The sequence below is a fragment of the Mesorhizobium sp. P2_F7 genome (assembly GCF_056403695.1).
On record NZ_JBFUFA010000002.1, the window covers coordinates 542,973 to 567,961 of the forward strand.

General features: G+C 63.3%; 25 protein-coding genes and 1 tRNA gene. 11 read left to right on the forward strand and 15 right to left on the reverse strand.

Going from position 1 to position 24,989, the window contains the following annotated elements; genetic code table 11:
• Nucleotides 1–5 precede the first annotated feature (5 nt).
• From AC1DZ8_RS08020 to tkt, 10 genes are all read right to left on the reverse strand, one after another.
• Nucleotides 6–1,640, reverse strand: a complete 1,635-nt coding sequence (locus tag AC1DZ8_RS08020) for a Dyp-type peroxidase (protein WP_477400646.1) — start codon at nucleotides 1,638–1,640, stop codon at nucleotides 6–8.
• A complete protein-coding gene (locus tag AC1DZ8_RS08025; RefSeq protein ID WP_477305924.1) occupies nucleotides 1,637–2,668 on the reverse strand; it encodes a hypothetical protein in 1,032 nt (343 codons plus the stop codon). Before AC1DZ8_RS08025 ends, AC1DZ8_RS08020 begins: the two co-directional genes overlap by 4 nt.
• Complete coding sequence (locus AC1DZ8_RS08030) at nucleotides 2,655–3,329, reverse strand: hypothetical protein (protein ID WP_477305922.1); 675 nt, start codon at nucleotides 3,327–3,329, stop codon at nucleotides 2,655–2,657. Before AC1DZ8_RS08030 ends, AC1DZ8_RS08025 begins: the two co-directional genes overlap by 14 nt.
• 215 nt (nucleotides 3,330–3,544) lie before the next feature.
• Entirely contained in the window at nucleotides 3,545–4,258 is a 714-nt protein-coding gene (locus AC1DZ8_RS08035; RefSeq protein WP_477305920.1) for an SGNH/GDSL hydrolase family protein, read from the reverse strand.
• Between the two features lie 60 nt (nucleotides 4,259–4,318).
• A complete protein-coding gene (locus tag AC1DZ8_RS08040) occupies nucleotides 4,319–5,062 on the reverse strand; it encodes a DUF899 domain-containing protein (protein WP_477305918.1) in 744 nt (247 codons plus the stop codon).
• Nucleotides 5,063–5,240: 178 nt separating this feature from the next.
• Nucleotides 5,241–6,266 (reverse strand): class I fructose-bisphosphate aldolase, encoded by a 1,026-nt coding sequence (locus AC1DZ8_RS08045; RefSeq protein ID WP_477400649.1) that lies wholly within the window; start codon nucleotides 6,264–6,266, stop codon nucleotides 5,241–5,243.
• Between the two features lie 128 nt (nucleotides 6,267–6,394).
• Complete coding sequence (locus AC1DZ8_RS08050) at nucleotides 6,395–7,591, reverse strand: phosphoglycerate kinase (protein WP_477305914.1); 1,197 nt, start codon at nucleotides 7,589–7,591, stop codon at nucleotides 6,395–6,397.
• A gap of 158 nt (nucleotides 7,592–7,749) precedes the next feature.
• Complete coding sequence (locus AC1DZ8_RS08055) at nucleotides 7,750–9,639, reverse strand: potassium/proton antiporter (RefSeq protein ID WP_477305912.1); 1,890 nt, start codon at nucleotides 9,637–9,639, stop codon at nucleotides 7,750–7,752.
• A 207-nt stretch (nucleotides 9,640–9,846) separates the two neighbouring features.
• Nucleotides 9,847–10,857 (reverse strand): type I glyceraldehyde-3-phosphate dehydrogenase, encoded by a 1,011-nt coding sequence (gene gap, locus AC1DZ8_RS08060; protein WP_477305910.1) that lies wholly within the window; start codon nucleotides 10,855–10,857, stop codon nucleotides 9,847–9,849.
• A gap of 157 nt (nucleotides 10,858–11,014) precedes the next feature.
• Nucleotides 11,015–13,006 carry a transketolase gene (tkt, locus tag AC1DZ8_RS08065; protein WP_477305908.1) on the reverse strand — a complete coding sequence of 664 codons (1,992 nt, stop codon included), beginning with the start codon at nucleotides 13,004–13,006 and terminating at the stop codon, nucleotides 11,015–11,017.
• A gap of 261 nt (nucleotides 13,007–13,267) precedes the next feature.
• Here tkt and AC1DZ8_RS08070 point away from each other — a divergent pair, with 261 nt between their 5' ends.
• The 4 genes from AC1DZ8_RS08070 to AC1DZ8_RS08085 all read left to right on the forward strand — a co-directional run bounded on the left by AC1DZ8_RS08070 (nucleotide 13,268) and on the right by AC1DZ8_RS08085 (nucleotide 15,794).
• Nucleotides 13,268–13,540 carry a DUF4164 domain-containing protein gene (locus AC1DZ8_RS08070; protein WP_023670128.1) on the forward strand — a complete coding sequence of 91 codons (273 nt, stop codon included), beginning with the start codon at nucleotides 13,268–13,270 and terminating at the stop codon, nucleotides 13,538–13,540.
• Between the two features lie 12 nt (nucleotides 13,541–13,552).
• Complete coding sequence (locus AC1DZ8_RS08075) at nucleotides 13,553–13,918, forward strand: cell division protein ZapA (protein WP_023670127.1); 366 nt, start codon at nucleotides 13,553–13,555, stop codon at nucleotides 13,916–13,918.
• Between the two features lie 198 nt (nucleotides 13,919–14,116).
• Nucleotides 14,117–14,776, forward strand: coding sequence for a peroxiredoxin (locus tag AC1DZ8_RS08080; RefSeq protein ID WP_477305905.1), 660 nt, complete (start codon nucleotides 14,117–14,119; stop codon nucleotides 14,774–14,776).
• A 145-nt stretch (nucleotides 14,777–14,921) separates the two neighbouring features.
• Nucleotides 14,922–15,794 (forward strand): MBL fold metallo-hydrolase, encoded by an 873-nt coding sequence (locus AC1DZ8_RS08085; protein WP_477305903.1) that lies wholly within the window; start codon nucleotides 14,922–14,924, stop codon nucleotides 15,792–15,794.
• Nucleotides 15,795–16,082: 288 nt separating this feature from the next.
• Here the strand turns inward: AC1DZ8_RS08085 and rpoH are convergent, their stop codons facing one another.
• Nucleotides 16,083–16,994, reverse strand: a complete 912-nt coding sequence (gene rpoH, locus AC1DZ8_RS08090; RefSeq protein WP_142869964.1) for an RNA polymerase sigma factor RpoH — start codon at nucleotides 16,992–16,994, stop codon at nucleotides 16,083–16,085.
• A 188-nt stretch (nucleotides 16,995–17,182) separates the two neighbouring features.
• Nucleotides 17,183–18,223, reverse strand: a complete 1,041-nt coding sequence (locus AC1DZ8_RS08095) for an RluA family pseudouridine synthase (protein ID WP_477305901.1) — start codon at nucleotides 18,221–18,223, stop codon at nucleotides 17,183–17,185.
• Between the two features lie 25 nt (nucleotides 18,224–18,248).
• Here AC1DZ8_RS08095 and AC1DZ8_RS08100 point away from each other — a divergent pair, with 25 nt between their 5' ends.
• The 3 genes from AC1DZ8_RS08100 (at nucleotide 18,249) to AC1DZ8_RS08110 (ending at nucleotide 19,243) form a co-directional block, all read left to right on the forward strand.
• On the forward strand, nucleotides 18,249–18,632 hold the full coding sequence (locus AC1DZ8_RS08100) for a fimbrial protein (protein WP_477305899.1): 384 nt from the start codon (nucleotides 18,249–18,251) through the stop codon (nucleotides 18,630–18,632).
• A gap of 36 nt (nucleotides 18,633–18,668) precedes the next feature.
• Nucleotides 18,669–19,076 (forward strand): VOC family protein, encoded by a 408-nt coding sequence (locus tag AC1DZ8_RS08105; RefSeq protein ID WP_477305897.1) that lies wholly within the window; start codon nucleotides 18,669–18,671, stop codon nucleotides 19,074–19,076.
• 92 nt (nucleotides 19,077–19,168) lie between these two features.
• A tRNA-Glu gene (locus AC1DZ8_RS08110) sits at nucleotides 19,169–19,243 on the forward strand.
• Nucleotides 19,244–19,370: 127 nt separating this feature from the next.
• Here the strand turns inward: AC1DZ8_RS08110 and AC1DZ8_RS08115 are convergent.
• Entirely contained in the window at nucleotides 19,371–20,081 is a 711-nt protein-coding gene (locus tag AC1DZ8_RS08115) for a pentapeptide repeat-containing protein (protein WP_477305895.1), read from the reverse strand.
• A gap of 647 nt (nucleotides 20,082–20,728) precedes the next feature.
• On the opposite strand from AC1DZ8_RS08115, the gene AC1DZ8_RS08120 reads away from it, so the two are divergent.
• The 3 genes from AC1DZ8_RS08120 (at nucleotide 20,729) to AC1DZ8_RS08130 (ending at nucleotide 22,821) form a co-directional block, all read left to right on the forward strand.
• Nucleotides 20,729–21,310, forward strand: coding sequence for a VOC family protein (locus AC1DZ8_RS08120; RefSeq protein ID WP_477305893.1), 582 nt, complete (start codon nucleotides 20,729–20,731; stop codon nucleotides 21,308–21,310).
• Nucleotides 21,311–21,335: 25 nt separating this feature from the next.
• Nucleotides 21,336–22,220: a glutathione S-transferase family protein gene (locus AC1DZ8_RS08125; protein WP_477305891.1), complete on the forward strand. Its 885-nt coding sequence runs from the start codon at nucleotides 21,336–21,338 to the stop codon at nucleotides 22,218–22,220.
• A 232-nt stretch (nucleotides 22,221–22,452) separates the two neighbouring features.
• Nucleotides 22,453–22,821 (forward strand): hypothetical protein, encoded by a 369-nt coding sequence (locus tag AC1DZ8_RS08130; protein WP_477305889.1) that lies wholly within the window; start codon nucleotides 22,453–22,455, stop codon nucleotides 22,819–22,821.
• Between the two features lie 9 nt (nucleotides 22,822–22,830).
• Here AC1DZ8_RS08130 and AC1DZ8_RS08135 read toward each other — a convergent pair whose 3' ends face one another.
• Nucleotides 22,831–23,046, reverse strand: coding sequence for a hypothetical protein (locus tag AC1DZ8_RS08135; RefSeq protein ID WP_477305887.1), 216 nt, complete (start codon nucleotides 23,044–23,046; stop codon nucleotides 22,831–22,833).
• Between the two features lie 288 nt (nucleotides 23,047–23,334).
• On the opposite strand from AC1DZ8_RS08135, the gene AC1DZ8_RS08140 reads away from it, so the two are divergent.
• Nucleotides 23,335–24,243, forward strand: a complete 909-nt coding sequence (locus AC1DZ8_RS08140) for a DUF2865 domain-containing protein (RefSeq protein ID WP_477400654.1) — start codon at nucleotides 23,335–23,337, stop codon at nucleotides 24,241–24,243.
• 80 nt (nucleotides 24,244–24,323) lie between these two features.
• Here the strand turns inward: AC1DZ8_RS08140 and AC1DZ8_RS08145 are convergent, their stop codons facing one another.
• Nucleotides 24,324–24,680, reverse strand: a complete 357-nt coding sequence (locus AC1DZ8_RS08145; protein WP_477305883.1) for a hypothetical protein — start codon at nucleotides 24,678–24,680, stop codon at nucleotides 24,324–24,326.
• Nucleotides 24,681–24,989 lie beyond the last annotated feature (309 nt).

Here is a 24,989-nt window from a genome sequence, read left to right on the forward strand (position 1 = left end):
TTGTGTCAGGTCGGATCGACCGTGCCCATGGCGATCATGCGAATTGCGGTGAGGCTGGGCACGAAGAAGTAGTCGCCACCGCGCGTCGTCACGAATTCAGGCAGGTTCGCCGCGATGAAGGGTGTGGCATTGGCCGACCCGGCCGGAATGACGTGCTTGCTGGATTCGGCCCGGTTGCCGGTCAGCGGGCAAGTGTCGTTGCCGGCTTCGAAATCCAGGCCGTAGCTCATCCATTGCTGCTGGATGAATTCGAACTGCCGGAAAATGCTCGAACAGATCGCCATCATGATCACGCCCTGTTCGCCGTCGGGATCGGCATAGGGCAGCCCGCGGCGCAGGATGCGGCGGCGGTTGGTGAGCGTGCTTGCCCCATGCGTGTCGCTCAGCAAGGGGTCGAGCATGTCGCGCGGATTGGCGCGGCGTATGTGCGCGCCGAACGGGCATTTGGCGCCGTTGGGATCATCGCCGTAACGGAAGCCGGTGAGCAGCCGGGCAAAGGCGGCGAGCCGCTCCTGGTGTTTGACGTCGTCGCGCGGCTTGCGCAGCGCGGGGTCGATGCAATCCTTCCATTCGGCCATCAGGCGCTGGTGTTCGGCCCAGTTCGGTGCAGCCAGCAGCGGAATGCCGGACCGCCAGCGGCCGACCAGCTTGGCCGAGACGGTCTCATAGGCCTCCACGTCGTCGGCAATGCCGGTGACCTGCTTCCACAGGGCCGCCTGCCGCTGCATCTCGGCCTCGAACCCCGGCACGTCCTGGCGCAGCTTGCGCCAGACCATGAAGGTGCCGTTGCGGGCAAAACCGGGCGGCTGCGTGGCGACCGGAAACTCCTGGCCCTCGTCGACCTGACCGAGGATAAACTCGCCGGTCTCCAGCGCTTTCCAACTGGTCTTGGGATCGTAGGGGCCTTCGGCGATCTTGCCGGCGCCAATCACGGCGCGGGCCTCTGCGTCGGCCTGGAACTGGCCGCGAAAGACCGGGTCGCTGATGCCGTCGGTGAAGCCGAAGGGCTCCTTCGGCTGCGGGACCATCGTGCCGTCAGGACCGGGGCACATCAGCGCCGCGGAATCCTGCCAAAGGCCTTGTCCGTCAGCGCCATGCCCTGCGAGCAGAGCCACGCCGCCGTTGGACTTTGCCGCAAGCTCCTGCAGCCATGTCGTCCACTGGGCAAGCTCAGGCAGCGGTGTGCCGTCGGGATTGGCGCCGACATTGAGTGACACCCAGACATGAACCGGGCGAACGGTCCCGTCGAGATGCGAGCGCCACACCGGGTCCCACCGCTGCGGCGCGCTGCCTTCGACATCGCCGAGGATGTAGGCGCGGCAGCCCATGCCGTCGATGAACTCGTCGGGCAACAGTCGCAGCGTGCGGGTCGGCAGATCGAGCGCGCGCAGGCCGAGAAACGTAAAGCCGATGTTGAGCGTGATCGGCGGCTTGCGCAGCAATGTGGGTCCGGCGCCGCCAGCCTCCGACTTGCCCCATGGCTCGGCCGTGGTGATGCGCGGCCGGATGCCTTGCACGAACAGCCGGCCGGCAGCAGCGTCAGCGATGGTGAAAAACAGATGCCGGCTGTGCGGAAAGCCAAAACGGCCGTAGGGGCGGTGGATGTTGCCCTGGATGTCGGGAAGGTCGAGCTCGATCATCGCGCCCACTCCGCCGCCGGCGCCCGGATTTCACCGGCCTGCTGTGTGGGTCCCGTCGGATCCTCCGGTTTTATGGCGCCGAGAAAGGCACCGAAGCGGGCGTGAAGCGTTGTGTCGTCAAGGCCCTGCGCCTCGATGGCGAAACGGGTGAAATGCTGCTGGATGAACAACGACTTCAGGACCGAAGGCAGGTCGGCGCCGGGTGCGGTTGGAAACGGCGTCATGCCCTGTTGGAAGACCTTGCGATACAGGCTCCAGGCCATGAGCAACGTCACGATGACCAGCAGCGAAACCACGGCGACGCCCCATGTGGCTGCCGTCGCGATCCATTGCGCAAAAGCATTGTGAACGCCGAAGACGGCGAAGATGCCGTGCAGGAGGAGGATCGCCAGCCAGATTGCGATCGCGCCTGGCGTGGCGATGCCGATCGGCTTGAGCGCGCCGATCTCCAGCTTCTTGTCTTTGACGTCGAGGCCGTCCGGCCAGTAGTCGTTGAACGGCATCGTCGTCTCGATCTGGCAGCGTTTGATATAGGCGTGAAAATCCTCGGCCGTTTTGACGCCGTCAAAGCCGACGCAATGGCCGAAGATGATCACTAGGTCGCGCTGCATTGTCGCCCACAGTGCATCGGTGTAGGCGCGCAGTGCATCGCCCTCGGCCTGTGCGTCGATATCGGCCGCGAACAGCAGAAAAGGTGTACCCAGCTGATCTACGGGCTGTGGCGCCAGCGGATTGACGCTGCGTATGGCGCCGACCAGCGCATCGCTCGACATGCGCCCGTTGAAGGCTGGTCCATGGATGATGACGAAGCGCGCGAGGTGGTTCAAAGTGTTGTGCGAGAACGGCGAGGGCCGCGCATCCGGCGGCGATTCCGCCGTCTGTTTGCCGCTGGCCAACAACGCCAGCTTCTGCGCCAGCAGTTGCCGGTGCGAGCGCGAACGGCCGATCTCGTCGGGGTCGATCATGATGTCGACGCGGATAGGGGCCAGGACCGTCAGGAAATAGTGGCCGCCGTCAAGGTTTGGCATTGGCCGCCCCATGCTTCTTGTTCAGCATGTCGATGAATTCGTGCCGCGCCTTGTCGGCCTTTCGCGTCGCCACCGAGGCGATCGGGGCAAAGCCCGGCGAGGCCAGCGAATTGGCCACCTTCACAAGCGCCTGCCTGTAAGCCTGCGCGAAGGCCTTCGGGTCGCCACTGGCATGAAGCCTGGCAAGCGTCAGCACTTCGTTGCGCACCCGCAGCGCTGCCTTGATGTCGCGCTGCGCCGCACCCGGCGTGGCGTTGTAATAGTAGTTGGTATGGATCTGGTTGGCGCCGATATAGTCCTTGAAGCTCGAGATCGGGATCGAGTGGGGATATTTGGTGCTGGCGTACCAGAACATATCCAGGCCGCTCGGAATGCCGTCGGCGAAGGCGTCGATATACTGGTCCCAGGTGCCGTTGAAGTTGGACAGGAACAGCATGTAGTCGTTCTGGATGGCCTGCTTGCCTTGGCCGAGATCAGGCCATTGGTCGCGCCGGATGATCACCCAACGCGCGAAATGAATGAGCTTCAGTCCAAGCAAACCTGACAGCTGCGCAGGCCCGGCGCGCGCCACCATGAAAATCAGGTGCTGGATCCAAGTCCACCGAGGCCGCATCGGCGTCAGCACATTCATGGCATATGCTTTGCCGGCAATGTTCGACATGCCACCCAACCCCCTTGCCCAATGGCAGAATGACCCAGCAGTAGTGAATCCGCAAGGCAGTGTCGCAGAAGTAACGCCTGTTTGGCGCATCCCTGTTGTTTTGACTTGAAATATTCTGCTGCCAATCCATTGGAGGCAGCCTGCAATCAACAGTATTTCGAAAATAATCGACCCAGTTCTCCGAACCGGCTAGCCTGAGCCGGTGCGCACTCTGGTCAATCGGCGAGGATCTGCCCAACCAGATGTTCGGCCCAGGCCCGGTAGCCTGCTTCCGAGGCATGAAAACCATCGGAGGCAAAACCGGCCTCCGGATTGGTGATCGGCAGTCGCGGGGCGGGTACGGCGCCACGCTCGAAACACAGGCACTCGCCCATGCGGTTCATTGCGGTGGCGCGGATCTCGAGGATTTGGCCCAGCAGCGGCGGCATGGCAGGCGCGCGGGTGAATTCCAGCACCGGCGACCAGACGACGCGCGCCTCCGGCCATTTGGCCCGAAGTGCGTAGAGCAGGCCACCGAACTCTTTCTTGAAGCGCGGCACCGAATGGAAATTCTTGGTGTCGTTGGTGCCGATGGCGAGCACGATATGCGTCCACGGATCGGCCGACAGATTGGGCAGTACATGGTCGCGGATCTGGCCCGACGTTGCCGAGTTGAAACCGGCGGCGCGCCAGCGCACGGCGTTGCCGGTACGCTGGGCGATCATCACGGCAAGCTGCGCGGCCAGCCCATCCTCGGAATTGCCGATGCCGACCGACGCTGCCGAGGAATCGCCCAGCACCAGCAGCGAGATTGCCGGCGCCTTGCCCGATATCTCGTGCATCACCGGCCCTTGTGCCGGCAGCATGCGGGTGGTGCGGCGGCGCACGCCGAGCCCCTGCCAGACATAGACGGGGTAGGCGAGCCAGGTGAGAAGAGCCGGAAAGCGCATGGCGATACCGTTATAGATTGGCGGCAGGCTTAGCGCATGTTCGAGCTGAGGTGAACGCCTTCAATCGTCGCAGCAGCTGGGCTTGTCGGCCTGCCTGTCCTGATACTCGTCATGCAGCCGTACCCAGTCCATCAGGCTTTGATAGGGGCCATTTTCGTCACGGCCTTTCGGCGTCATGTCGAGATAGTCGTACGTGCCGATCTGTGCCTCGCCGCCGCGGCCGCGCGACGTGAAGGTGAGGAAGATGTCGCCGTTCTCGTCCTTGAAGAAAACACTTGTGCCGGCAAGGTCCTTCGACGTGCGCGGACGCGTCTCGAAATTGTAGGGGGTGTCGCCGGCCGCGATCTGCTTGTCGGTGAAGGAGACCTGCATGTCGAAGTTGAAATCGGAGGCATAGGACGACACCCAGTCGAACTTCCAGCCCATGCGCTGCTTGTAGGGCAGCAACTCGGCCAGCGGCGCGCGCGCAATCACCACCAGCGACACGTCGTGGTGCCGCAGGTGCTGGTTGGCGCTGTCAATGTGGTCGGCAAGGAACGAGCAACCTTCGCAGCGATGATCCGACCCTGGCGTCATCATGAAATGGTAGACGATGAGCTGGCTGTTGGCGCCGAACAGTCCGGCCAGGTTCTTTGGGCCTTGCTCGGACTCGAAGACATAGTCCTTGCGGATTTTCAGCCAGGGCAATTCGCGTCGTTCGGCCGCGATGCGCTCGCGAAACCGCGTCAATTCCTTCTCCCGCGCCAGATGCGCCTTGTGCGCCTCAAACCAGTCTTCGCGCGAAACCACCTTGTTGCGAGGCATGAACTTCTCCCTGTTTGTTCACCCCAAGGACGTTCGGGATAGGCGCAAACCGACATCGCCTGCGGGTTTTGCCGAAAGGGAGATAAGGATGGACAGGCTTTGCCCCAAGCCCGTGGACGTCACAAACAAAAACCCGGGCGCTTCGGCCCGGGTTTGAACTAAGACGGAAGCACCGCGCTCAGGCGGCCTGTTCGAGGTTCGCCTTCCATTTTCCCAGCGCCGCCAGATGGTTCATGTGGGCGCGATGGGTGAAGGCAGCCTGGCCGGCGGCGACGTTGGATGCCTTGCCGCTCCAGGCCTTTTGCGGGGCGGCCTGCAGGGCGCGGCCGTAGGAGAAGGTCAGCTTCCACGGATGCGGGCCGATGGCGTTGATGGCGTTGAGGTTGGCGGTCGCTTCCTCGTCCGACTGTCCACCGGAGAGGAAAGCGATGCCCGGTACCGCCGCGGGCACCACTTCCCGGAACAGTTTGATGGTCTTCTCAGCGATTTCCTCGGGGCTGTTGGTCTTGCCGGATTTCTTGCCTGCAATGACCATGTTGGGCTTCAGGATCGAGCCTTCCAGCACCACGCCGGCCGCGTAGAGTTCGTCATAGAGCTTCACCAGCGTCGCCTTCGAGACAGCGTAGCAGGTGTCGATGTCGTGGGCGCCGTCCATCAGCACTTCCGGTTCGACGATCGGCACGATGCCGGCTTCCTGGCAAAGGGCGGCATAGCGGGCGAGCGCATGGGTGTTTGAGGCGATCGAATTGGTCGAGGGCACGCCCTTGCCGGTATCCATGTCGATCACCGCGCGCCATTTGGCGAAGCGGGCGCCGAGCTTGTAGTAGTCGGCAAGCCGCTCACGCAGGCCGTCGAGGCCTTCGGTGATGGTGTCGCCGGGAAAGCCGGCCAGCGGCTTGGCGCCGGCGTCGACCTTGATGCCGGGAATGGCGCCCGCAGCCTTGATGATGTCGACCAGCGGCGTGCCGTCGGCGGCCTTCTGGCGGATGGTCTCGTCATAGAGGATGACGCCGGAGATGTATTTCGTCATCGCGTCCTTGGCGCGGAACATCATCTCGCGGTAGTCGCGGCGGCTGTCGGCGGTCGATTCGACGCCGATGACGTCGAAGCGCTTCTTGATGGTGCCGGAGCTTTCATCGGCGGCCAGCAGGCCCTTGCCGCCAGCCACGATCGCGGCGGCAATGTCTTCGAGACGTTCGCTCATTCTAGCTTCTCCTTGACGGTGTTGTTCCGCGCTTAACGGAAGTCTAGCGCCAAAGGAATGGCATCGGAAAGCTCGAATCGATTGAAAGTCTCAGGTGCCTCCTGAAGGCCCTCTCTATGTTGATCGCTTCAGTGCTTCAGCACGTCGACGCCGGGCAGCGGCTTGCCTTCCATCCATTCCAGAAAAGCGCCGCCGGCGGTCGAGACATAGGTGAAATCGTCGGCGACGCCGGCATGGTTGAGTGCGGCCACCGTATCGCCGCCACCGGCGACCGAGACCAGCTTGCCGGCGTTGGTGCGAGCTGCCGCATGCCTGGCCGCTGCTACCGTCGCATGGTCGAAAGGCTCGATCTCGAAGGCGCCGAGCGGACCGTTCCAGACCAGCGTCGCGGCGCGGTCGATCCATTCGCCGATCGCCTTCACGGTCTTTTCGCCGACATCGAGGATCATGCCGTCGGCCGGCACATCCGAGATGGCGACGGTCTCGCAGGCCGCACCCGCCTTGAACTCCTTGGCGACAACACCGTCGACCGGCAGGATGATGGCGCAGCCGGCTTCGGCCGCCTCGATCATGATCTGTTTGGCGGTCGGGGCAAGGTCGTGCTCGCATAGCGACTTGCCGACAGCAGTTCCGCGCGCGGCAAGGAAGGTGTTGGCCATGCCGCCGCCGATCACCAGCGCGTCGACCTTCTTCACCAGGTTCATCAACAGGTCGATCTTGGTCGACACCTTGGCGCCGCCGACAATGGCAACGACCGGACGGACCGGGTTGCCGAGACCTTTCTCCAGCGCCTCGAGCTCGGCTTGCATGGTGCGGCCGGCATAGGCCGGCAGCAGCCGCGCCAGGCCTTCGGTCGAGGAATGGGCGCGATGGGCGGCGGAAAAGGCGTCGTTGACGAAAATGTCGCCATTGGCGGCAAGCCGCTCGGTAAAGGCCGGGTCGTTCTTTTCTTCGGTCTTGTAGAAGCGGGTGTTTTCCAACAGCAGCACGTCGCCCTTGTTCATGGCGGCGACAGCGCTTCCGGCCGTGTCGCCGACGCAATCCGAGGCAAAGCCGACGGGGCGGCCAAGCACTTGCGCCGTGGCCTTGGCGATCGGCTCCAGCGAGAATTCCGGCGTGGGGCCGGCCTTCGGCCGGCCGAAATGGGCGAGCAGGATGACCTTGGCGCCCTTGCCCGACAGCTCGGCGATGGTCGGCGCGATGCGTTCGATGCGGGTAGCGTCGGTGACCTTGCCGTCGGCGACGGGCACGTTGAGGTCGACGCGCACCAGCACGCGCTTGCCGCTGATATTGCCGATATCGTCGAGTGTCTTGAACGCGGCCATGCTGGTTCCTTTCCCTGAGAAATCGCCGGGACCATACCTCGCATCGATGACGATGCAAGGCTTGAGCCGCGGTGCGCGTTAAATTTTGAAGTCAGGGCGATGGTAGCGGTGATGCTTGCGACGAACTTGCTTTGGTTGGCGGCACGGACAGATCGTGTTCAGCTCTCGGTCGCTGCCTTTTCCGCGGCAGGCTCCGAGGATGGCTTCTCCTCAGCCGGAGCCTCGGCGATCTGCGTGTCCGTCGGCTTGCGCCAGTTACGGATGAAGGCGGAGAGACGATCGCCCATCTCGCCGGCGCTCAGGAAAACCGGCACCCGCGCCACCGGCGCGGTTGGTTCGAAGGACAGGCCGAGCCCTGTGATCTTGCCCTTGTCGTCGACGTCGCGGACGATCAGCTCGATCGGGCCGATCAGCACACGGTCGGCATATTCGGCATGGCCGCCGAGGCGGGCCGCCACCAGCGCGCCGACGGTGAGCTTCTGCTCCGCTTCGTTGAGGCCCGGTGCATAGGCGGCTTCCAGTTCCCCGGCCGAACGCGCCGGATCGACGGCGAAGGCGCCGAAGAAATCGGCATCCTCGGGGTCGACCACTGCACGGCTGGCGAACAGCTTGTCGAGCAGGCGCGGATAGCGGTCGGGCACGAAGATGTAGACCTGGTCGCCGGCGGCGAGCCGGCCCATATCCTGGAAGCGCATCGAGCGGCCGTCGCGCAGCACCAGCGAGGGCCTGGCCCAGCGCGGGATGCGCTCGCCGCGTGCCACCGGGCTGCCGGGCGCGACGCGGTAGGCGAGAAGCTCGTGATGGGCCGAGCCCGGCAGTTCGAGCTCGACCTTGTCGAGCGGCCCGAGCCTCGCCGGCACGATCAGGCCGAGCCGGCGCGCCAGCGGCCCGACCGTCCAGCCCTGCACCACCAGCGACACCAGCACGATGATGAAGGCGGTGTTGAAGATGACGCGGCCATTCTCCAGTCCGCCGAGCAGCGGCGTGATGGCAAGCAGGATGGAGACGGCGCCGCGCAGGCCGACCCAGGACACGAAAGCGACCTCGGGGCGCGGCAGGCGGAACGGGATCAGGCAGAGCCAGACGGCGACCGGACGGGCGACAAACATCAGGAATAGGCCAAGCAGCACCGCCGGCACCATGATGGCCGGAAACTGCGAGGGCGTCGCGAACAGGCCGAGGATCAGGAACATGATGATCTGCGCCAGCCACGACATACCGTCCTGGAAGCGCTTGAGGATTGTGACGGCACGGATGTCGGAATTGCCGGCAATCAGCCCGGCGAGATAGACCGCCAGGAAGCCGGAGCCGCCGATGGCGCCGGCGGCGGCAAACACCATCAGCGACAAGGTCAGCACGAAGATCGGCAGCAGGCCGTGGTCGAGATTGAGCCGGTCGACGAGGCGTACGATGGCAAGGCCGCCAAGCGCGCCGACAATGGCGCCGAGGCCCATATTGAGCACGAAGCCGAGGACCAGATTGGTGACCAGCACATGGGTCTCGGGATTGGCGTGGGCGGCGATGACCTCGACCAGGGTGATGGTCAGGAAGATGGCGATCGGGTCGTTGGTGCCGGATTCGACTTCGAGCGTCGCGCGTACGCGCTCGCGCAAATTGATTTCGCCGGCACGCAGCAGGAAGAACACCGCAGCCGCGTCAGTCGAGGCGACGGCGGCGCCCAGCAGGAAGGATTCCAGCCAGCTGAGGTCGAGCAGATAATAGGCGGCGGCGCCGAACAGGCCGGTGGTCAAAAGCACGCCGAAGGTCGCCAGCGACAGCGCCGGTCCGGCCGCCTGGCGCAGCGCATTGAGCGGCGTGCCAAACCCGGAATCGAACAGGATGACCGCCAGAGCTAGTGAGCCGGCAAAATAGGCCAAACGCGCATTGTCGAATTCGATGCCGAGACCGTCGGTGCCGGTGGCCAGACCAATGCAGAGGAACAAGAGCAGCAGGGGAGCGCCGAAGCGGAAGGCGATCAGGCTCGAAAACGCGGCGGCGACGACGAGCGCTGTGCCGACCAGCGTGACGAGATAGATCGCATGCTCCATCCGTAACTTGCCCCTCGAATTCCTCTTTCTCCCGATTTACGGGAGAGTGGGGCGAAGGCATGGCCAGTGCAAGGCGGGAGGGTGGTTTTTTGCCCTATGCCGCTGATTTTCCGGCATTTGGCGGCTCAGGGCGCATTACAGGGCGATCCAACGAAAAACGCCCGGACGAAGCCGGGCGTTTGAGCTGCGAGAAGAGCGCGCTTCAGATCAGGCGATGGTCTTGCCGAAGGCGACCGAGGTGTCGGCCATGCGGTTGGAGAAGCCCCACTCATTGTCGTACCAGGACAGTACCGAAACGAAGTTGCCGTCCATGACCTTGGTCTGGTCGAGCGCCATGATCGAGGAGCGCGGATCGTGGTTGAAGTCGATCGAGACATTCGGGTGATGGGTGACGCCCAAAATGCCCTTGAGCTTGCCGTTGGAGGCGGCGATCACCGCTTCGTTGATCTCCTGCACGGTGGTGGCGCGCTTGGCGATGAACTTGAAGTCGACGACCGAGACATTCGGCGTCGGCACGCGGATCGAGATGCCGTCGAGCTTGCCCTTGAGGTCGGGAAGCACCAAGCCGATCGCCTTGGCGGCGCCGGTCGAGGTCGGGATCTGCGAGAGCGCTGCGGCGCGGGCGCGGTAGAGATCCTTGTGCATGGTGTCCAGCGTCGGCTGGTCGCCGGTGTAGGAGTGGATCGTCGTCATCATGCCCTTTTCGATGCCGACGGCGTCGTGCAGCACGGCGGCCAGCGGCGCCAGGCAATTGGTGGTGCAGGACGCGTTCGAGATGACGATGTGGTCCTTGGTCAGCTTGTCGTGGTTGATGCCGTAGACGACGGTGAGGTCAGCGCCCTCGGCCGGCGCCGAGACGACGACGCGCTTGGCGCCGGCGGTCAGGTGCGCGGCGGCCTTGTCGCGGGCGGTGAAGATGCCGGTGCATTCGAGCGCGATGTCGACGCCCAGTTCCTTCCACGGCAACTGCGCCGGGTCCTTGATGGCGGTGACCTTGAAAGTCTCCTTGCCGACGGTGATCTGGTCGCCGGACACGGAGACTTCATGCGGAAAGCGGCCGTGGACGCTGTCATAGCGCAGCAGGTGCGCGTTGGTCTCGACCGGGCCGAGATCGTTGACGGCGACGACGTCGATGTCCTTGCGGCCGGATTCATGGATGGCGCGCAGGATGTTGCGGCCGATGCGGCCAAATCCGTTGATGGCAACTCTGACGGTCATTTTACTCTCCCTGGGAGCTCGAAAGGCGGCAGATGGGTCCGCAGCTTCATAGCTGCGGATGGGACAAGAATCCAGCCGCAGAAGGCTGAATTTAAATCGATTAGGTTGGTCCAGTCCCGCGAAACCGCCTTGAACGGCTCGCGGGAGCGGACACTGCTTACTTAGCGTGCAGGCGGGCTTCAGCCGCCTTGGCCGCGGCTTCGGCGGTGATGCCGAAATGCGGGTAGAGCTGCTCGATGGTGCCGGAAGCGCCAAAGCCATGCATGCCGACGAAGATGCCGTCCGAGCCGATCAGGTGATCCCAGCCCTGGCGGATGCCGGCTTCGATCGCCATCTTGATCGGCGCGTCGCCGATGGTCTTCTTGCGGTAGGCGTCGCTCTGCTGGTCGAACAGTTCGAAGCAAGGCACCGACACGACGCGCGTCGGGTGGCCGTGCTTTTCCAGGAGGTCACGGGCGCCGAGCGCAATCTCGACCTCGGAGCCGGTGGCGAAGATCGTCACCGCGGCGTCACCGCTGGCCGCGGCCAGTTCATAGGCGCCCTGGCTGCTCAGGTTCTTGGCCGAGTATTCGGTGCGCACCGTCGGCAGGTTCTGGCGGGTCAGCGCCAGGGTCGACGGCGTCTTTTCCGTCTCAATGGCGATCTGCCAGCATTCGGCGGTTTCCACCGCGTCGGCCGGACGGAAGACATTGTGGTTGGGGATGGCACGCAGCGCGGCCAGATGTTCGACCGGCTGGTGGGTCGGGCCGTCTTCGCCCAGACCAATGGAATCATGGGTCATGACGAAGATCGAGCGGATGCCCATCAGCGACGCCAGCCGCATCGACGGGCGGGCATAGTCGGAGAAGCACATGAAGGTGCCGCCATAGGCAATGAGGCCGCCATGCAGCGTCAGGCCGTTAAGCGCGGCCGCCATGCCATGCTCGCGAATGCCGTAGTGGACATAGCGCTGGCCATAATCGTCGGGCGTGATGTTCTTGGTCTGGCTGGTCTTGGTGTTGTTGGAGCCGGTGAGGTCGGCGGAGCCGCCGATGGTTTCCGGCACCGCGCCATTGATGACTTCCAGCGCCATTTCCGAGGATTTGCGGGTGGCGACCTTCGGCTTGTCGGCCGACAGCTTCTTCTTGTAGTCGGCGATGACAGCGTCGAAATTCGACGGCAGCTTGCCGGCGAGGCGGCGCTCGAACTCGGCCTTCAGCTTGGGCTCGGCCTTGGCCAGACGGCCTTCCCAGTCGGTGCGCGGCTTGGCGCCGGCCTTGCCGGCGGTGCGCCAGGCGTCGAGGATGTCGGCCGGAATCTCGAAAGGCGGCGAGTCCCAGTTGAAGAACTTGCGCGCGCCGGCGATCTCGTCGGCGCCGAGCGGCGAGCCATGCGCCTTGTTGGTGCCAGCCTTGGTCGGCGCGCCGAAGCCGATGGTGGTCTTGCAGGCGATCATCGCCGGCTTGTCGGAATGGCGGGCGGCTTCGATGGCATAGGCGATCGCCTCGGGATCGGTGCCGTCAATGTGGCTGGCGTTCCAACCGCTAGCCTGGAAGCGGGCAACCTGGTCGGTGTTGTCGGCGAGCGAGACCGGGCCGTCGATCGAGATGTTGTTGTTGTCCCAGAAGACGATCAACTTGTTCAGCTTGAGGTGGCCGGCAAGCGCGATGGCTTCCTGCGACACGCCTTCCATCAGGCAGCCGTCACCGGCCAGAACGTAAGTGTAGTGGCTGACGAGGTCGTTGCCGAAGGCGGCGTTCATGATGCGCTCGCCGAGCGCGAAGCCGACCGAATTGGCGAGGCCCTGGCCGAGCGGGCCGGTCGTCGTCTCGATGCCGGTGGCGTGGCCGTATTCGGGATGGCCGGCGGTCTTGGAGCCGAGCTGGCGGAAATGCTTGATCTGGTCGATCGTCATGTCCTCGTAGCCGGTCAGGTGCAGCAGCGAATAGAGCAGCATCGAGCCGTGGCCGGCCGACAGGATGAAGCGGTCGCGGTCCGGCCAATGGGGGTTCGTCGGATCGTATTTCAGGAACTTCGTGAACAGCACGGTGGCGATGTCGGCGCAGCCCATGGGCAGGCCTGGATGGCCGGACTGGGCCTTTTCGACCGCGTCCATGGCGAGAAAACGGATCGCATTGGCCATCCGGTCATGTTGTTCACGCGACGTCATGGTACCTCCGGGGTGGGGATTTGCGGGCTTGGCAGAGCCCTGGAAAGGGTGCGCGACACATAGCAGGCGCGGGCTTTTAGTCAACAAATCGGCTGCACATTTGCCGGTCTTGTGATGCCGGCGGCAGGCCTACGTTAGCGTTAGCGGGGGACAGTCGCGAGAGCTTTGTTGACGTTGCCTTCACCCGGTGCCTAATGTTTCCGGGATAACGCGTTCTGAACGCGAGCGATTCGGTGATGGGCAGGGCACAGGACGAAGGCCATGACCGGGGAAACCACACTCAAGGAAGTCATCCACAGGCTGGGCAAGGCCATCGAGGGCCTGGAAAATGCCGTCGCGGCCAAGCTCGAGCATGAGCGCGACTATTCCGAAGCCGAGGCTGAAGTGCAGCGCATGAACGCCGACCGTTCCCGGCTGGCGCAGGAACTCGACAATTCCGAAGCCCGCGCCGAACGGCTGGAAGATGCCAACAAGGAAGTGTCGCGCCGCCTGGTGACCGCCATGGAAACCATCCGCGCGGTGCTGGACAGATAGGAGCTGCAGGCCATGGCACAGGTCACGGTTTCCATCGACGGCAAGCAGTACCGCATGGCTTGCGACGAGGGCCAGGAAGAGCACCTGATCGATCTCGCCGAGCGCTTCGACCGTTATGTCTCGCATCTGAAGGATTCGTTCGGCGAGATCGGCGACCAGCGGCTGACGGTGATGGCCGGCATCATGGTGATGGACGAGTTGTCGGAGTTGCAGAAGCGCGTCAAGGGCATGGAGACCGAGGTGCAGACGCTGCGCAAGACGCGCGACGAAGCGCTGACCAAGGCCGACAAGAACGACACCGTGCTGACCAGCGCGCTCGGCGCGCTCGCCCAGCGTATGGAGGACCTGGCGACGTCGCTGGCGGTCAACAAGGCCTGAGCCCAGGCTTTTCTCGCAGAAGCGAAAGATTGTCGGCCTCAACGTCGGGTGCGTAGCACGAAAGTGCTCGTTCCGCCGCCGACAAGAGTTTCCTATTGTCTCCCAGCCGCGATTTATGCGCTAAGATGCGGCAATGCCGGAGCGTGAGCGCCACCTTGGTGCCGCTCCTAACGAAATCTGTTGCAGGGGAAATGTGCCATGAGCCTTCGTATCAACGACATCGCGCCGGACTTCACCGCCGAAACCACACAAGGGACGGTCAATTTCCATGACTGGATCGGCGACGGCTGGGCGATCCTGTTCAGCCACCCGAAGAATTTTACCCCGGTGTGCACGACCGAGCTCGGCACGATGGCGGGTCTGGCGGGCGAGTTCAAAAAGCGCAACGTCAAGGTCATCGGCATCTCCGTCGATCCCGTTGCGAGCCACGACAAGTGGCAGGCCGACATCAAGACCGCGACCGGGCAGACGGTGAACTACCCGCTGATCGGCGACAAGGACCTCAAGGTCGCCAAGCTCTACGAGATGCTGCCGGCGGGCGCCGGCGAGACGTCGGAAGGGCGCACGCCGGCCGACAATGCCACGGTGCGCTCGGTCTATGTCATCGGGCCGGACAAGAAGATCAAGCTGGTGCTGACCTATCCGATGACCACCGGCCGCAACTTCGACGAGATCCTGCGCGCCGTCGATTCCATGCAGCTGACCGCCAAGCACCAGGTCGCAACGCCGGCCAACTGGAAGCAGGGCGAGGATGTCATCATCACCGCTGCCGTGAGCAACGAGGATGCGATCAAGCGCTTCGGCTCGTTCGACACGATCCTGCCCTATCTCAGGAAGACCAAACAGCCGTCCGCCTAGGTTTTCTCGACCCGGGTCGGTTTCGATTTTTGTCCTGTTTCTGGCAGGGTGTGCTTGACGGGTGCGCCTTGCTGGATGACCATGCTCCTGGTTCATTCCGGCAGAGAAAATCATTCCTGCCGGAGCGAGGGCAGGGGGCCGGACATTGGACGCAGCTTTGGCCAAGCCGCTGGTCAGCGGCTTCTACGACAAGCCGACCGGAGCCATACAGTATGTCGTCGCCGATCCGGCGACGAAAAGCTGCGCCATCATCGACCCGATCCTCGATTTCGACGAAAGGTCCGGCGCCACGGCGACGAAAAGCGCCGATGCCTTGCTGGATTTCATCCGGGCAAACGGATTGGAACTCGAGTGGATCCTCGATACCCATCCGCATGCGGACCATTTCTCGGCGGCACATTATCTCAGGGAGAAGACCGGCGCGCCGACGGCGATCGGCAACAGGGTCGTCGAGGTCCAGAAGCTGTGGAAGGCGATCTACAACTGGCCGGATTTTCCCGCCGACGGGTCGCAGTGGGACAGGCTGTTCGTGGAAGGCGAGACGTTCCTGATCGGTAGCCTTCCGGTCAAGGTGCTGTTCTCGCCCGGGCATACGCTTGCCTCGATCACCTATGTGGTTGGTGATGCCGCCTTCATCCACGATACGCTGTTCATGCCCGACAGCGGCACGGCGAGGGCCGATTTTCCCGGTGGCAGCGCGGCGCGGCTGTGGCGTTCGATCCAGGGTATCCTGGCATTGCCCGACGACACGCGCTTATTCGTTGGCCACGACTACCAGGAGGGCGGCCGCGAGCCGCGTTGGGACAGTACGGTGGCGGAGCAGAAGGCCAAGAATATCCACCTGGCTGCGGCGCGTACCGAGGCCGAGTTCGTCGCCTTGCGCGAGGCGCGCGACAAGACATTGCCGATGCCGCGGCTGATCCTGCATGCGCTGCAGGTCAACATGAATGGCGGCCGGCTGCCGGAGCCGGAAGCCAATGGCAGGCGCTATCTGAAGTTTCCGCTGGATGGGCTGTGAGGGCGCGGCGCTTGAACTGCTGATCTCCCCCCTTGCGGGGGAGATGCCCGGCAGGGCAGAGGGGGGTGCCGTCCCTCCGGCCTGTCAGCCAGATGTAGCTGTGCCCTGAAATTTCCAATCGGGATGACTAAAATCTGAGGGTTGGCGTTCCTTCACACCCCCCTCTGTCGTGCCGGACATCTCCCCCGCAAGGGGGGAGATTGGATCTCACGAATGCTTTCGCCAGCAAACACAAAAAAAGCGGCGCCAGTTTCCTGACGCCGCCTTTTGTTCCTTGCCGAACCCGGCTTAAGCCGCCGGCTGCGCTTCAATCGTGCGCAGGGCTTGCATCTGGCGCTTAGCGGCGGCCTTGACGGCGTCCTGCACCTTCTCGAAGGCGCGCACCTCGATCTGGCGCACGCGCTCGCGGCTGATGTCGAACTCGGCCGACAGCTCTTCCAGGGTCAGCGGCTCTTCGGCGAGGCGACGGGCCTCGAAGATGCGCCGCTCGCGATCGTTGAGCACCGCAAGGGCGCCCGACAGCATGCCGCGCCGGTTTTCCAGCTCGTCCTGCTCGATCAGCATGTCTTCCTGGCTTTCGTGGTCGTCGACCAGCCAGTCCTGCCATTCGCCTGATTCGCCTTCGCTGGCGCGGATCGGCGCGTTGAGCGAGGCATCGCCCGATAGGCGACGGTTCATCGACACGACTTCAGCTTCGGAGACGTTCAGCCTGGTGGCGATCTCGGTGATCTGGTCGGGCTTCAAGTCGCCATCGTCCAGCGCCTGGATCTTGCCCTTCACCTTGCGCAGGTTGAAGAACAGGCGCTTCTGGTTGGCGGTCGTGCCCATCTTGACCAGGCTCCACGAGCGCAGGATGTACTCCTGGATCGAGGCCTTGATCCACCACATGGCGTATGTCGCGAGGCGGAAGCCACGCTCGGGTTCGAATTTCTTGACGGCCTGCATCAGGCCGACATTGCCTTCCGAGATCACTTCGCCGATCGGCAGGCCGTAGCCGCGATAGCCCATGGCGATCTTGGCGACGAGCCGGAGGTGGCTGGTGACGAGCTTGTGCGCAGCGGAAGTGTCTTCATGCTCGGCGTAGCGCTTGGCGAGCATGTACTCTTCCTGCGGCTGAAGCATGGGAAAGCGGCGGATTTCTTCCAGGTAGCGGCTGAGGCCGCCTTCGCCGGAAACGATACTTGGTAACGACTGGGCCATGATAGCGCCCCCTCTCTATTGGAGTGATGCCCCCGAAACGCGGCGGGCATGTGACGCGAGCACCAAAAGGCTCGCCCGCGACAACCGGTTTATATAGGAACAAAACCAGAAAAGACAGGCATTTGTTCAACACGAAACAGTGTGTCACGCCAAAGTGAACAATGCCGCTCAGGTTTTAGATGGCGGGTTCAGAGCTTGCGAAAGCCGCCGACGAGTTCCTCCATGTCCCCCGGTATCGGCGCCTCGAACCTCATCGATAAATGGGTAGTCGGGTGTCGAAATGCAAGGAGCCAGGCATGCAAAGCTTGCCTGGAAAATGCCTTCACTTGGCCTTTCAACGGTTCGGGCAACCGGTTGGCCTTGGTGCGGAAGGCCTGGCCGTAATCGGGATCACCGATGACGGGATGGCCGATATGAGCCATGTGGACGCGGATCTGGTGGGTGCGGCCGGTTTCGAGCCGGCATTCGACCAGGCTGGCGGTGGCGAACTCCTGCTGGTCCTCGCCGAAACGCTCCTTGACCGTGAAATGGGTGACGGCGTGGCGGGCGTCGTCGCGGCCTTCCGGCACCACGGCGCGGCGCACGCGGTCGGCGGCGCGTCCGAGCGGCGCGTCGACGGTCCCTGTCGGCCGCGGCGGGATGCCCCAGACCAGCGCCAGATAGGCGCGTTCGAGGTCGCCGGTGCGGCCATGGTCGGCAAAGGCTTCCGACAGCGCCTTGTGGGCGCGGTCGGTCTTGGCCACCACCATGACGCCGCTGGTCTCCTTGTCGAGGCGATGGACGATGCCCGGCCGCCTGACGCCGCCAATGCCTGAAAGACTGTCGCCGCAATGGTGGATCAGGGCGTTGACCAGCGTGCCGGTCCAGTTGCCGGCGCCGGGATGAACGACGAGGCCGGCCGGCTTGTTGATGACGATCAGCTCGTCGTCCTCATAAAGCACGTCGAGCGCGATGGCCTCGCCCTGCGGTTCGGCCGGCTCGGGCTCGGGCATGACGATCGATACGCGCTCGCCGACGCTCATCTTGCGCTTGGTCTCGTCGACCGGTTTGCCGTCGATCGTGACAGCGCCCTGTTTGATCAGCATCTGCACGCGGCTGCGCGACATGTCGGGGCCGAGGCTCGCCGCAAGCCACTGGTCGAGGCGCTGTCCGGCAGCATTGGTGCCGGCCTCGAGCACGGTTGGCTCCGCCTCTATGAATTGTCTGGTCTCTTCGTTATGAGCGCTCATCGAAACCGTTCCGGAATGTTCTGCCATGGCCCGGCCCGCCGACGACGAAGATCAGGAAAAGCCGCTCGACCCCGAGATCGAAAAGGTGCGGGGCAGGCTCATCCGCTTCATGGCCATCAATCTCGGCCTGCTTTTGCTGGCCCTTATGGTGGTGATCGCGGCCGTTGTCTACAAATCGCGCAAAGCGCCGCCTGCGAACCCGCCGCTAGCCAGCGACATCCAGGTGCCGGGTGGTGAGCCGCTGGCAGAGGACATCGTGCTGCCCGTCGGGGCCAAGGTGATCAGCCAGTCGCTGTCGGGCAACCGTATCTCGATCGACACCGAGCTTGCCGACGGCAGCCGCACCATCTTCGTCTACGACATGGCAGAGCGCCGCATGATCGGGCGCTTTGCCATCCGCAACAAATAACTGGCTGCAAATGCAGCAGACAAGTTTGCAGCCGATATGACCGGGTTTGCCGAAAGCCGCCGCATCGCCACCGTCACGCTCGTCGTCGCCGATTATGACGATGCGATTGCGTGGTATGTCGGCAAGCTTGGCTTTGCGCTCATCGACGACATCGATCTCGGCGACGGCAAGCGCTGGGTGACGGTGACGCCGGCCACTGGGCTAGGTCCGCGGCTGCTTCTGGCCGAAGCCTCGGACGAAATGCAGAAAAGCCGCATCGGCGACCAGACCGGCGGCCGGGTGGCCTTCTTCCTCGAAACCGATGATTTTGCCAGGGACCACACTGCGATGCTCGAAAACGGCGTCGACTTCCACGAAACGCCACGCCATGAGCCCTACGGCACGGTGGCGGTGTTCGCTGATCTCTACGGCAATCTGTGGGACCTGATCGAGCCGAAACGCTAGGTCGGCAAACCGACATTCCACAGAAGCGGTCCGGCGGTTCGAAGCCCAGTTGCTTTTTCCAAACCGTCAGCCTATATCGCCGGTTCTTGAACGCGCCCATCGTCTAGCGGTCAGGACACCGCCCTCTCACGGCGGGAACAGGGGTTCGATTCCCCTTGGGCGTACCAAGGATTTCAATCATCCAGTTGCGGCTCAGCCAAACCGTCAAATAACGGTCGAATAAATCCGCGCGACCCAATGAATGGGACGGGAGAACAAAAGAGCCCGCCACCGTCAATGGACTCGGCGCTGGGCCTATGGCTCGCTACAGGGCCAATCTTCAGGCCTCGTCAAGCCAGAAGGCAACTCAGTCTGGGCGTCTCCGCAAGCCATGTTGAGCTGCCACTGGGACAGACCCGCCGACTTGGAAAGATCGAGGCCCTCGATACGGGTCTGAAAGAAAAAAGCGCGGTCAAAGTCTATCGGCGCGGTGAACGTCGCTCCTCGGAAGTCCGCCCGCGCGAGATTGGCAAACGAAAAGCGGCTGCCGCTGATATCGGCGCCATGGAACTGCGCTCGCCCCAATTCCGCCTTTGTGAAATCAACATTGGTCAGATTGGCGTCCTGGAAATTCGAGCGCTGCACTTCCGCGCCCGTAAACACAGCGCCCTGCGCGTCCATATGGCTGAAGTCGGTCCTGTAGGCCTCGATTTTGTCGAACCGGACGCCTTTGGCGGTCGAGTCGGCCAGGGAAGCACGCACAAGCGTTGCCTTCTCAAAATTTGCCGCAAGGAGATTGCTGTTCCTGAGGTCGGTCGACGTGAAATCAACACTGATCAGGTTCGCCCCGCTCAGGTCCTGTCCTTCTAGGATGAGAAGCTTTTTGTCACAGTCCTGCCAATTGACGCCAGGCGCCGCGGCTGCGTCGCAATTTTGAGCGGCAGCAGCGTTCTGCCAGGCAAATACAATGCAAGCCGCTAGAACCAAGCCGGATGCGCCGTGAGCTATGGTTCGTCTCAAAGTCATTGTTGCTGCACCTCTGCTACTCGCCGACAATCGACCTTAACACATCTGCCGACACTCGAAAGCGACGGCGTTTTGCCCGCTCGGATACACCCAATTTAAGTCAGGCGATGACGCTTGAAAGCGTAGCAATCTCTGTTACTTAACGTGTGGGGATAGCATCTGCGGCAACGCGGATTTGGGTTGGGTAGAGCGGCTATGAGTTCGGTAAAAATGACATGTCCGCGCTGTCACGGCAGCGGCAAAGTTTTCGAGTGCTCCAGATGGCGCGCGTCAAAAGGGCATTGCTGCCCGCAAGGCACGCATCGGGCCGGCTGCCCCGGGCAGACCATGGCGTGCGCCGAATGCGCGGGTCTCGGCGCGCCGGCGGAGGCCGAGTTCAGAGCTGTCGCTTAAGCCAAAATCCTGCAGCCTTAAGCCTTTTTTACCATCGAGCGCCCGCAGGCTCTGCGAGCTTCTGGCGTGGTGCTGACAATTGCACTAGCATCAAGACCGAAGCCTTGCAGCAAAGGCTCGTTGGCGGCGCGCAGACCGCCGGGGAACGGATCGGGAAAGCCGCCAGGCATGCACATCCGCTGCGCGCATGGCGTGCGGCGATGGCTGAATCCAAGCTCGCCCCACAAGGCGAGAGGCCGGCGAGGAGGAGACCGATGCAGAAACTGCAATCGCAGGGCGTCCATCACATCACGCTGGTCGGCGCCGGGCGACAGACCTCGATCGATTTCTGGGAGGGCGTGCTCGGCATGCCTTTCATCTTCGAGCAGCCGAATCTCGACAAGCCCAGGGAAAGCCACCTCTATTTCGATCCGGGCGACGGCAGGCTGATCACCATCTTCACCGACGAGAGCCGCACGGCGGTGGCGCGGCGCACGCCGACCGAGCCGGGCTGCGTCCACCACATCGCTTTCTCGGTATCGCGCGTCACCTTCCTGCAGGCGGTCGCCCGGCTCGACGAGCGCGCCATCAAGCACAGCGGCGTCAAGGATCGCGGCTTCATGGATTCGATCTATTTCGAGGATCCGCTCGGCCTTTTGATCGAACTTGCATCCTACCGCTTCGAGCCGCCGACGGGCTTCACCCATGCCGACGTCTTGATGCAGGCACACAAGCTGCGCGTCGCGCGCGGCGACTATAACATTGCTGAAGTGCATCTCGCCGACGCGATCCAGACGCTGGTCGAATGGTCGCGCGCGACCTTGTCGGACGACCGGACGCCGAAAAATCCATACTGACGGCCAACAAAAGGGGAGGACCACAATGGCAAAGACAGTGACCAAGAGCGCTGGGAAATCTGGGGCCAAGGCAGCGCCGAAAGCCGCCGCCAAGCCAACGGCAAAAGCGGCTGCCAAGCCTGCGGCAAAGGCATCGGCAAAGTCGGCTGCGAAAGCCGCGGCGAAGCCGGCAGCCAAGAAGTCGGCGCCGAAGACGGCCAAGTCGAAGAAGCCGGCATTGAAGATCAGCATGTTGAAGCCCAGCGTCAACAACATGACGGTCCGGGTGTTTGCGCGTGCGGCCGGGTTCGACGCCGCCGAAACCGACGCCTGGGGCCACACGCGCTCGCCCGAATATATGGCGCGCAACCCGGCGCATCTGACGCCGATGATCGAGGACAAGGGGCTGCCGCGCGGCGTGCTCTGGGAAAGCTGCGCCATCATGCAGTATCTCGCCAACAAGCACGGGCTGGAGAAATTTTATCCCAAGGCGCCGGCGAAGCGGGCGATGGTCGACAGCGCCATGTTCTACCTGATCGGCACGCTCTACCCCTATGTGGCGCGCGCCACCTATCCGGCACTCAACTTCCCGCAGTATGCCGGCGAGGTCGGCCACAGCGACGCCGATCCAGACAAGAAGTCCGAAGCGCAGAAGGCCGCGATGGCGGCGATTGCCGAGCCGCTGGAGGTGTTTCATTCCTTCTTCCGGGACGGCAAGCCGTTCATCGGCGGCAAGCACCCGTCGATCGCCGACATTCGCCTGGCATCGACGCTCGAGTTCCTGGCCGTCATCGACTACGCGCTGCCCAAATGGGCGAAAGAGTATGTCGCGGCGATCGAGAAGAAACTCGGCAAGGCCTATGCCGAGCCGGCCGGCGACGTCAGAGGCTATATCGCCTATGTGAAATCACAGGCCAGCGCGCAAAGCTAAGGATTCGTTAACCAAAGCCCTGTCTAGTGAGGGCAATCCACCCCGCGACCACGGATGTACTGGCGCCGAAGTGGAAGGAAAGGTCGGCGCAATGCCGGCCTTTTTGCTTTTCGCCGATGCGCCGTCAGACACGTTCCCGCGCTCTGCCACAAAGTCTGACATCAGCCATATTGCCATTGCTGGCGTCGACCCTACCATCATCCATGGCGGCCGAGGTACGAGGAGCTTTGCAATGAAAGGCGTGGCGAGATTGTTTGCGGTGGTTGGTGTTGTGTTGGTCGGAGGCTACCCGTCAAATGCCGCGCCGCTCGATACGATGGGCGATGTCGGCGACGCAATTCAGGCGTGCTGGACGCCGCCGGCCGATGCAGGAAGTGCCAGCGTCACCTTGAGTTTCAGCTTCAAGCGCGACGGCACGCTGATCGGCCCGCCGCGACCGACGGCGATCAAGGTCGATGGCGACGCGCAAGCCAAGAAGTCCTTTGTCGACGCCGCAGTGGCTGCGCTGCAAAAATGCCTGCCGCTGAGCTTCTCGCAGAAGCTGGCGCAAGGCGTCGCCGGCAATGTCTTCACCTTGCGGTTCGACTCGCCCAAGAAATAGCTGCGCCAATCAGTGGTGCCGGAGCCGGAGGTCCACGTGACGCTGAAGCTCCGGCATCTCGAAGACGTAGTCGGCCCAGGCGGATTCCGGAATCTGCCCGGCCAGATAGCACTCCAGCAACAGGTTCTGTTCGGCATCGAGCGGTCTCAGCGCCCATTGATGATCCAGTCCCAGCGAGTGGAACAGGTTCCTGGTCAGGCCAGAGACAGTGAAGTGAATAGACATCTTCGGTCTCCTTTGACCGACACAACGCGAGACGTCGGGGAAAGGTTTCAACCGCAAGGGCCGATAACGCGAGATTGATCGCGGCGGCGCCCGGCCATCGCCGACGCCTGGCTTCGTCTCAATCTTGAAACAAAAGTGTAATAGCGAATTTACACGAGCCGGCATAATACAGGAGATGTAAAATACCTGGCCGTTGCTGGCTTTCTCTTAATTAGACTTGCCTCATACATTGAAGCTCAATCGGCCGGAGCGCTGTCGGCTCCACGGGGACAAGGATCAGGATCGCCGATGATGCGTTTGTGGCTGGTCGTGATCTTCGCACTGGTGTCGATGACGGCGACCGTCCTCGGAAGCTCGACTTCCCTGGCCGATCCATGCGCGGCACTCAGGGGCCAGATGGCCTCGTCCGGCCGTGGCAGTGGGATCAGCCCCGAGCTTGCACAGCTGCGCCGCCAGCTTGCGGCGATCCAGGGGCTGGAGAGGCAGCGCCGCTGCACGGCGCAAAGCGCTTCGGGCGGCTTCTTCAACGCTTGCGCCGATCTCGCCAGAAGCCGCGCGCAGGTGCAGCGCCAGATCGCCGGCGCCGCGATGTCGGGCAGGGATACGTCGGGGCTGCAGGCCAGGCTCGTCGCGCTCGGCTGCGCGCCCGTTGCCGGGCAACAGAAACAGCGTCCGGCGGGCGCCACGATCGGCAGGAATTCGATGTTGTTTTGCGTTCGCCTGTCCGACGGCTATTTTTTCCCGGCGCCGAAATCGCAGTTCGTGCAAGGCGACGATGTCAAGCAGATGGTCGATCAGTGCCGCTACATCTGCGACGATGCCGGCGTCGACCTGTACACGCTCAGTGATCCAAGCCTTGAAACCGAAGAGATGGTCGCGCTCGATACACGCAAACCGTACAAGGACCTCCCGGCGGCCTTCAAATACCGCGACGACGCGACGTTCCGGGCATGCGACGTCAAGCGCTACTCGAGGCGGGTGGCCGAGTTGAGGGCGCGCACGGTTACGCCAGCCAATATGAGCAACGCCGTCATTCCCTTGCCGTCGGCCAAGCCCGATCTCGGCACCGTTGCGCAAATCCCCCCGACCGAAGCCGATGCCCCGGAGGCCATCGGCGCTGCCCAGCAGCAGCAATCGGTCGAAGCTTTCTCGCGGCCGGTCAGGATGGTCGGGCCGGCATTCTTCCCGGCGGACTGACGCGCGGCGCCAAAATTCCCTGTTTTATGCATGTCGTGATCCCAAAAACCGGGTCACTTCAGGCGACATGCATCGGGAGCCTATTCGCAGACCATTCTGTAGCGCTTGCCGGGCTCGCTGACATTCTTGCAGGTGAGCGGGTCGGCCGGTTCGGAAGCCATCGCGGGCGCGTTGGATCTGACGTGCCGCCTTGGCGAAGCAATCGTTGTCGTGTGCCGGCGTGCCGCCGGCCGGTACGGCTCCTGCGGCGGCGGCGTCGGAAACACGCCTGCTTGTGCCTGCATCTTGCTGGCCTCGGTCTGCGACGGGTCGCGATCCCAGACCCGCCTGATATCGAGCGGCCTCGGGATCACCACCGTGCCGTCATAGCTGCGCGCGCAGCCGCTGCTCGCAAGCAGCGCCAGCCCCAGGAAACAAGGCACGATCCAACCAGTCATCCGCAATACCCCTGCCGACTTATAGCCCGGCCGGGGTTCCGCCGACAACCGGCGGAATACCGCAGGGCAATGTGGGCTCTGGCCGCAGTCTGGATGCATTATGGTTAGCGGATCATTAATGCTTCTCGGGCACATTCCGCCGGCGAACCGCTGAGGGGGTTCGGCCTTGGCTTTCGGGGTGGGAACGGGATGGCTGACGGGACTATTGGAACACGCGGCGGACGCGGTTCCCCAAAGGGGGCAGTGGACGGCGAGGATACGTCCGTTGGGGCTTCGCCCGAGGCGCCGCATGAGCTGGTCGAGGCCGGT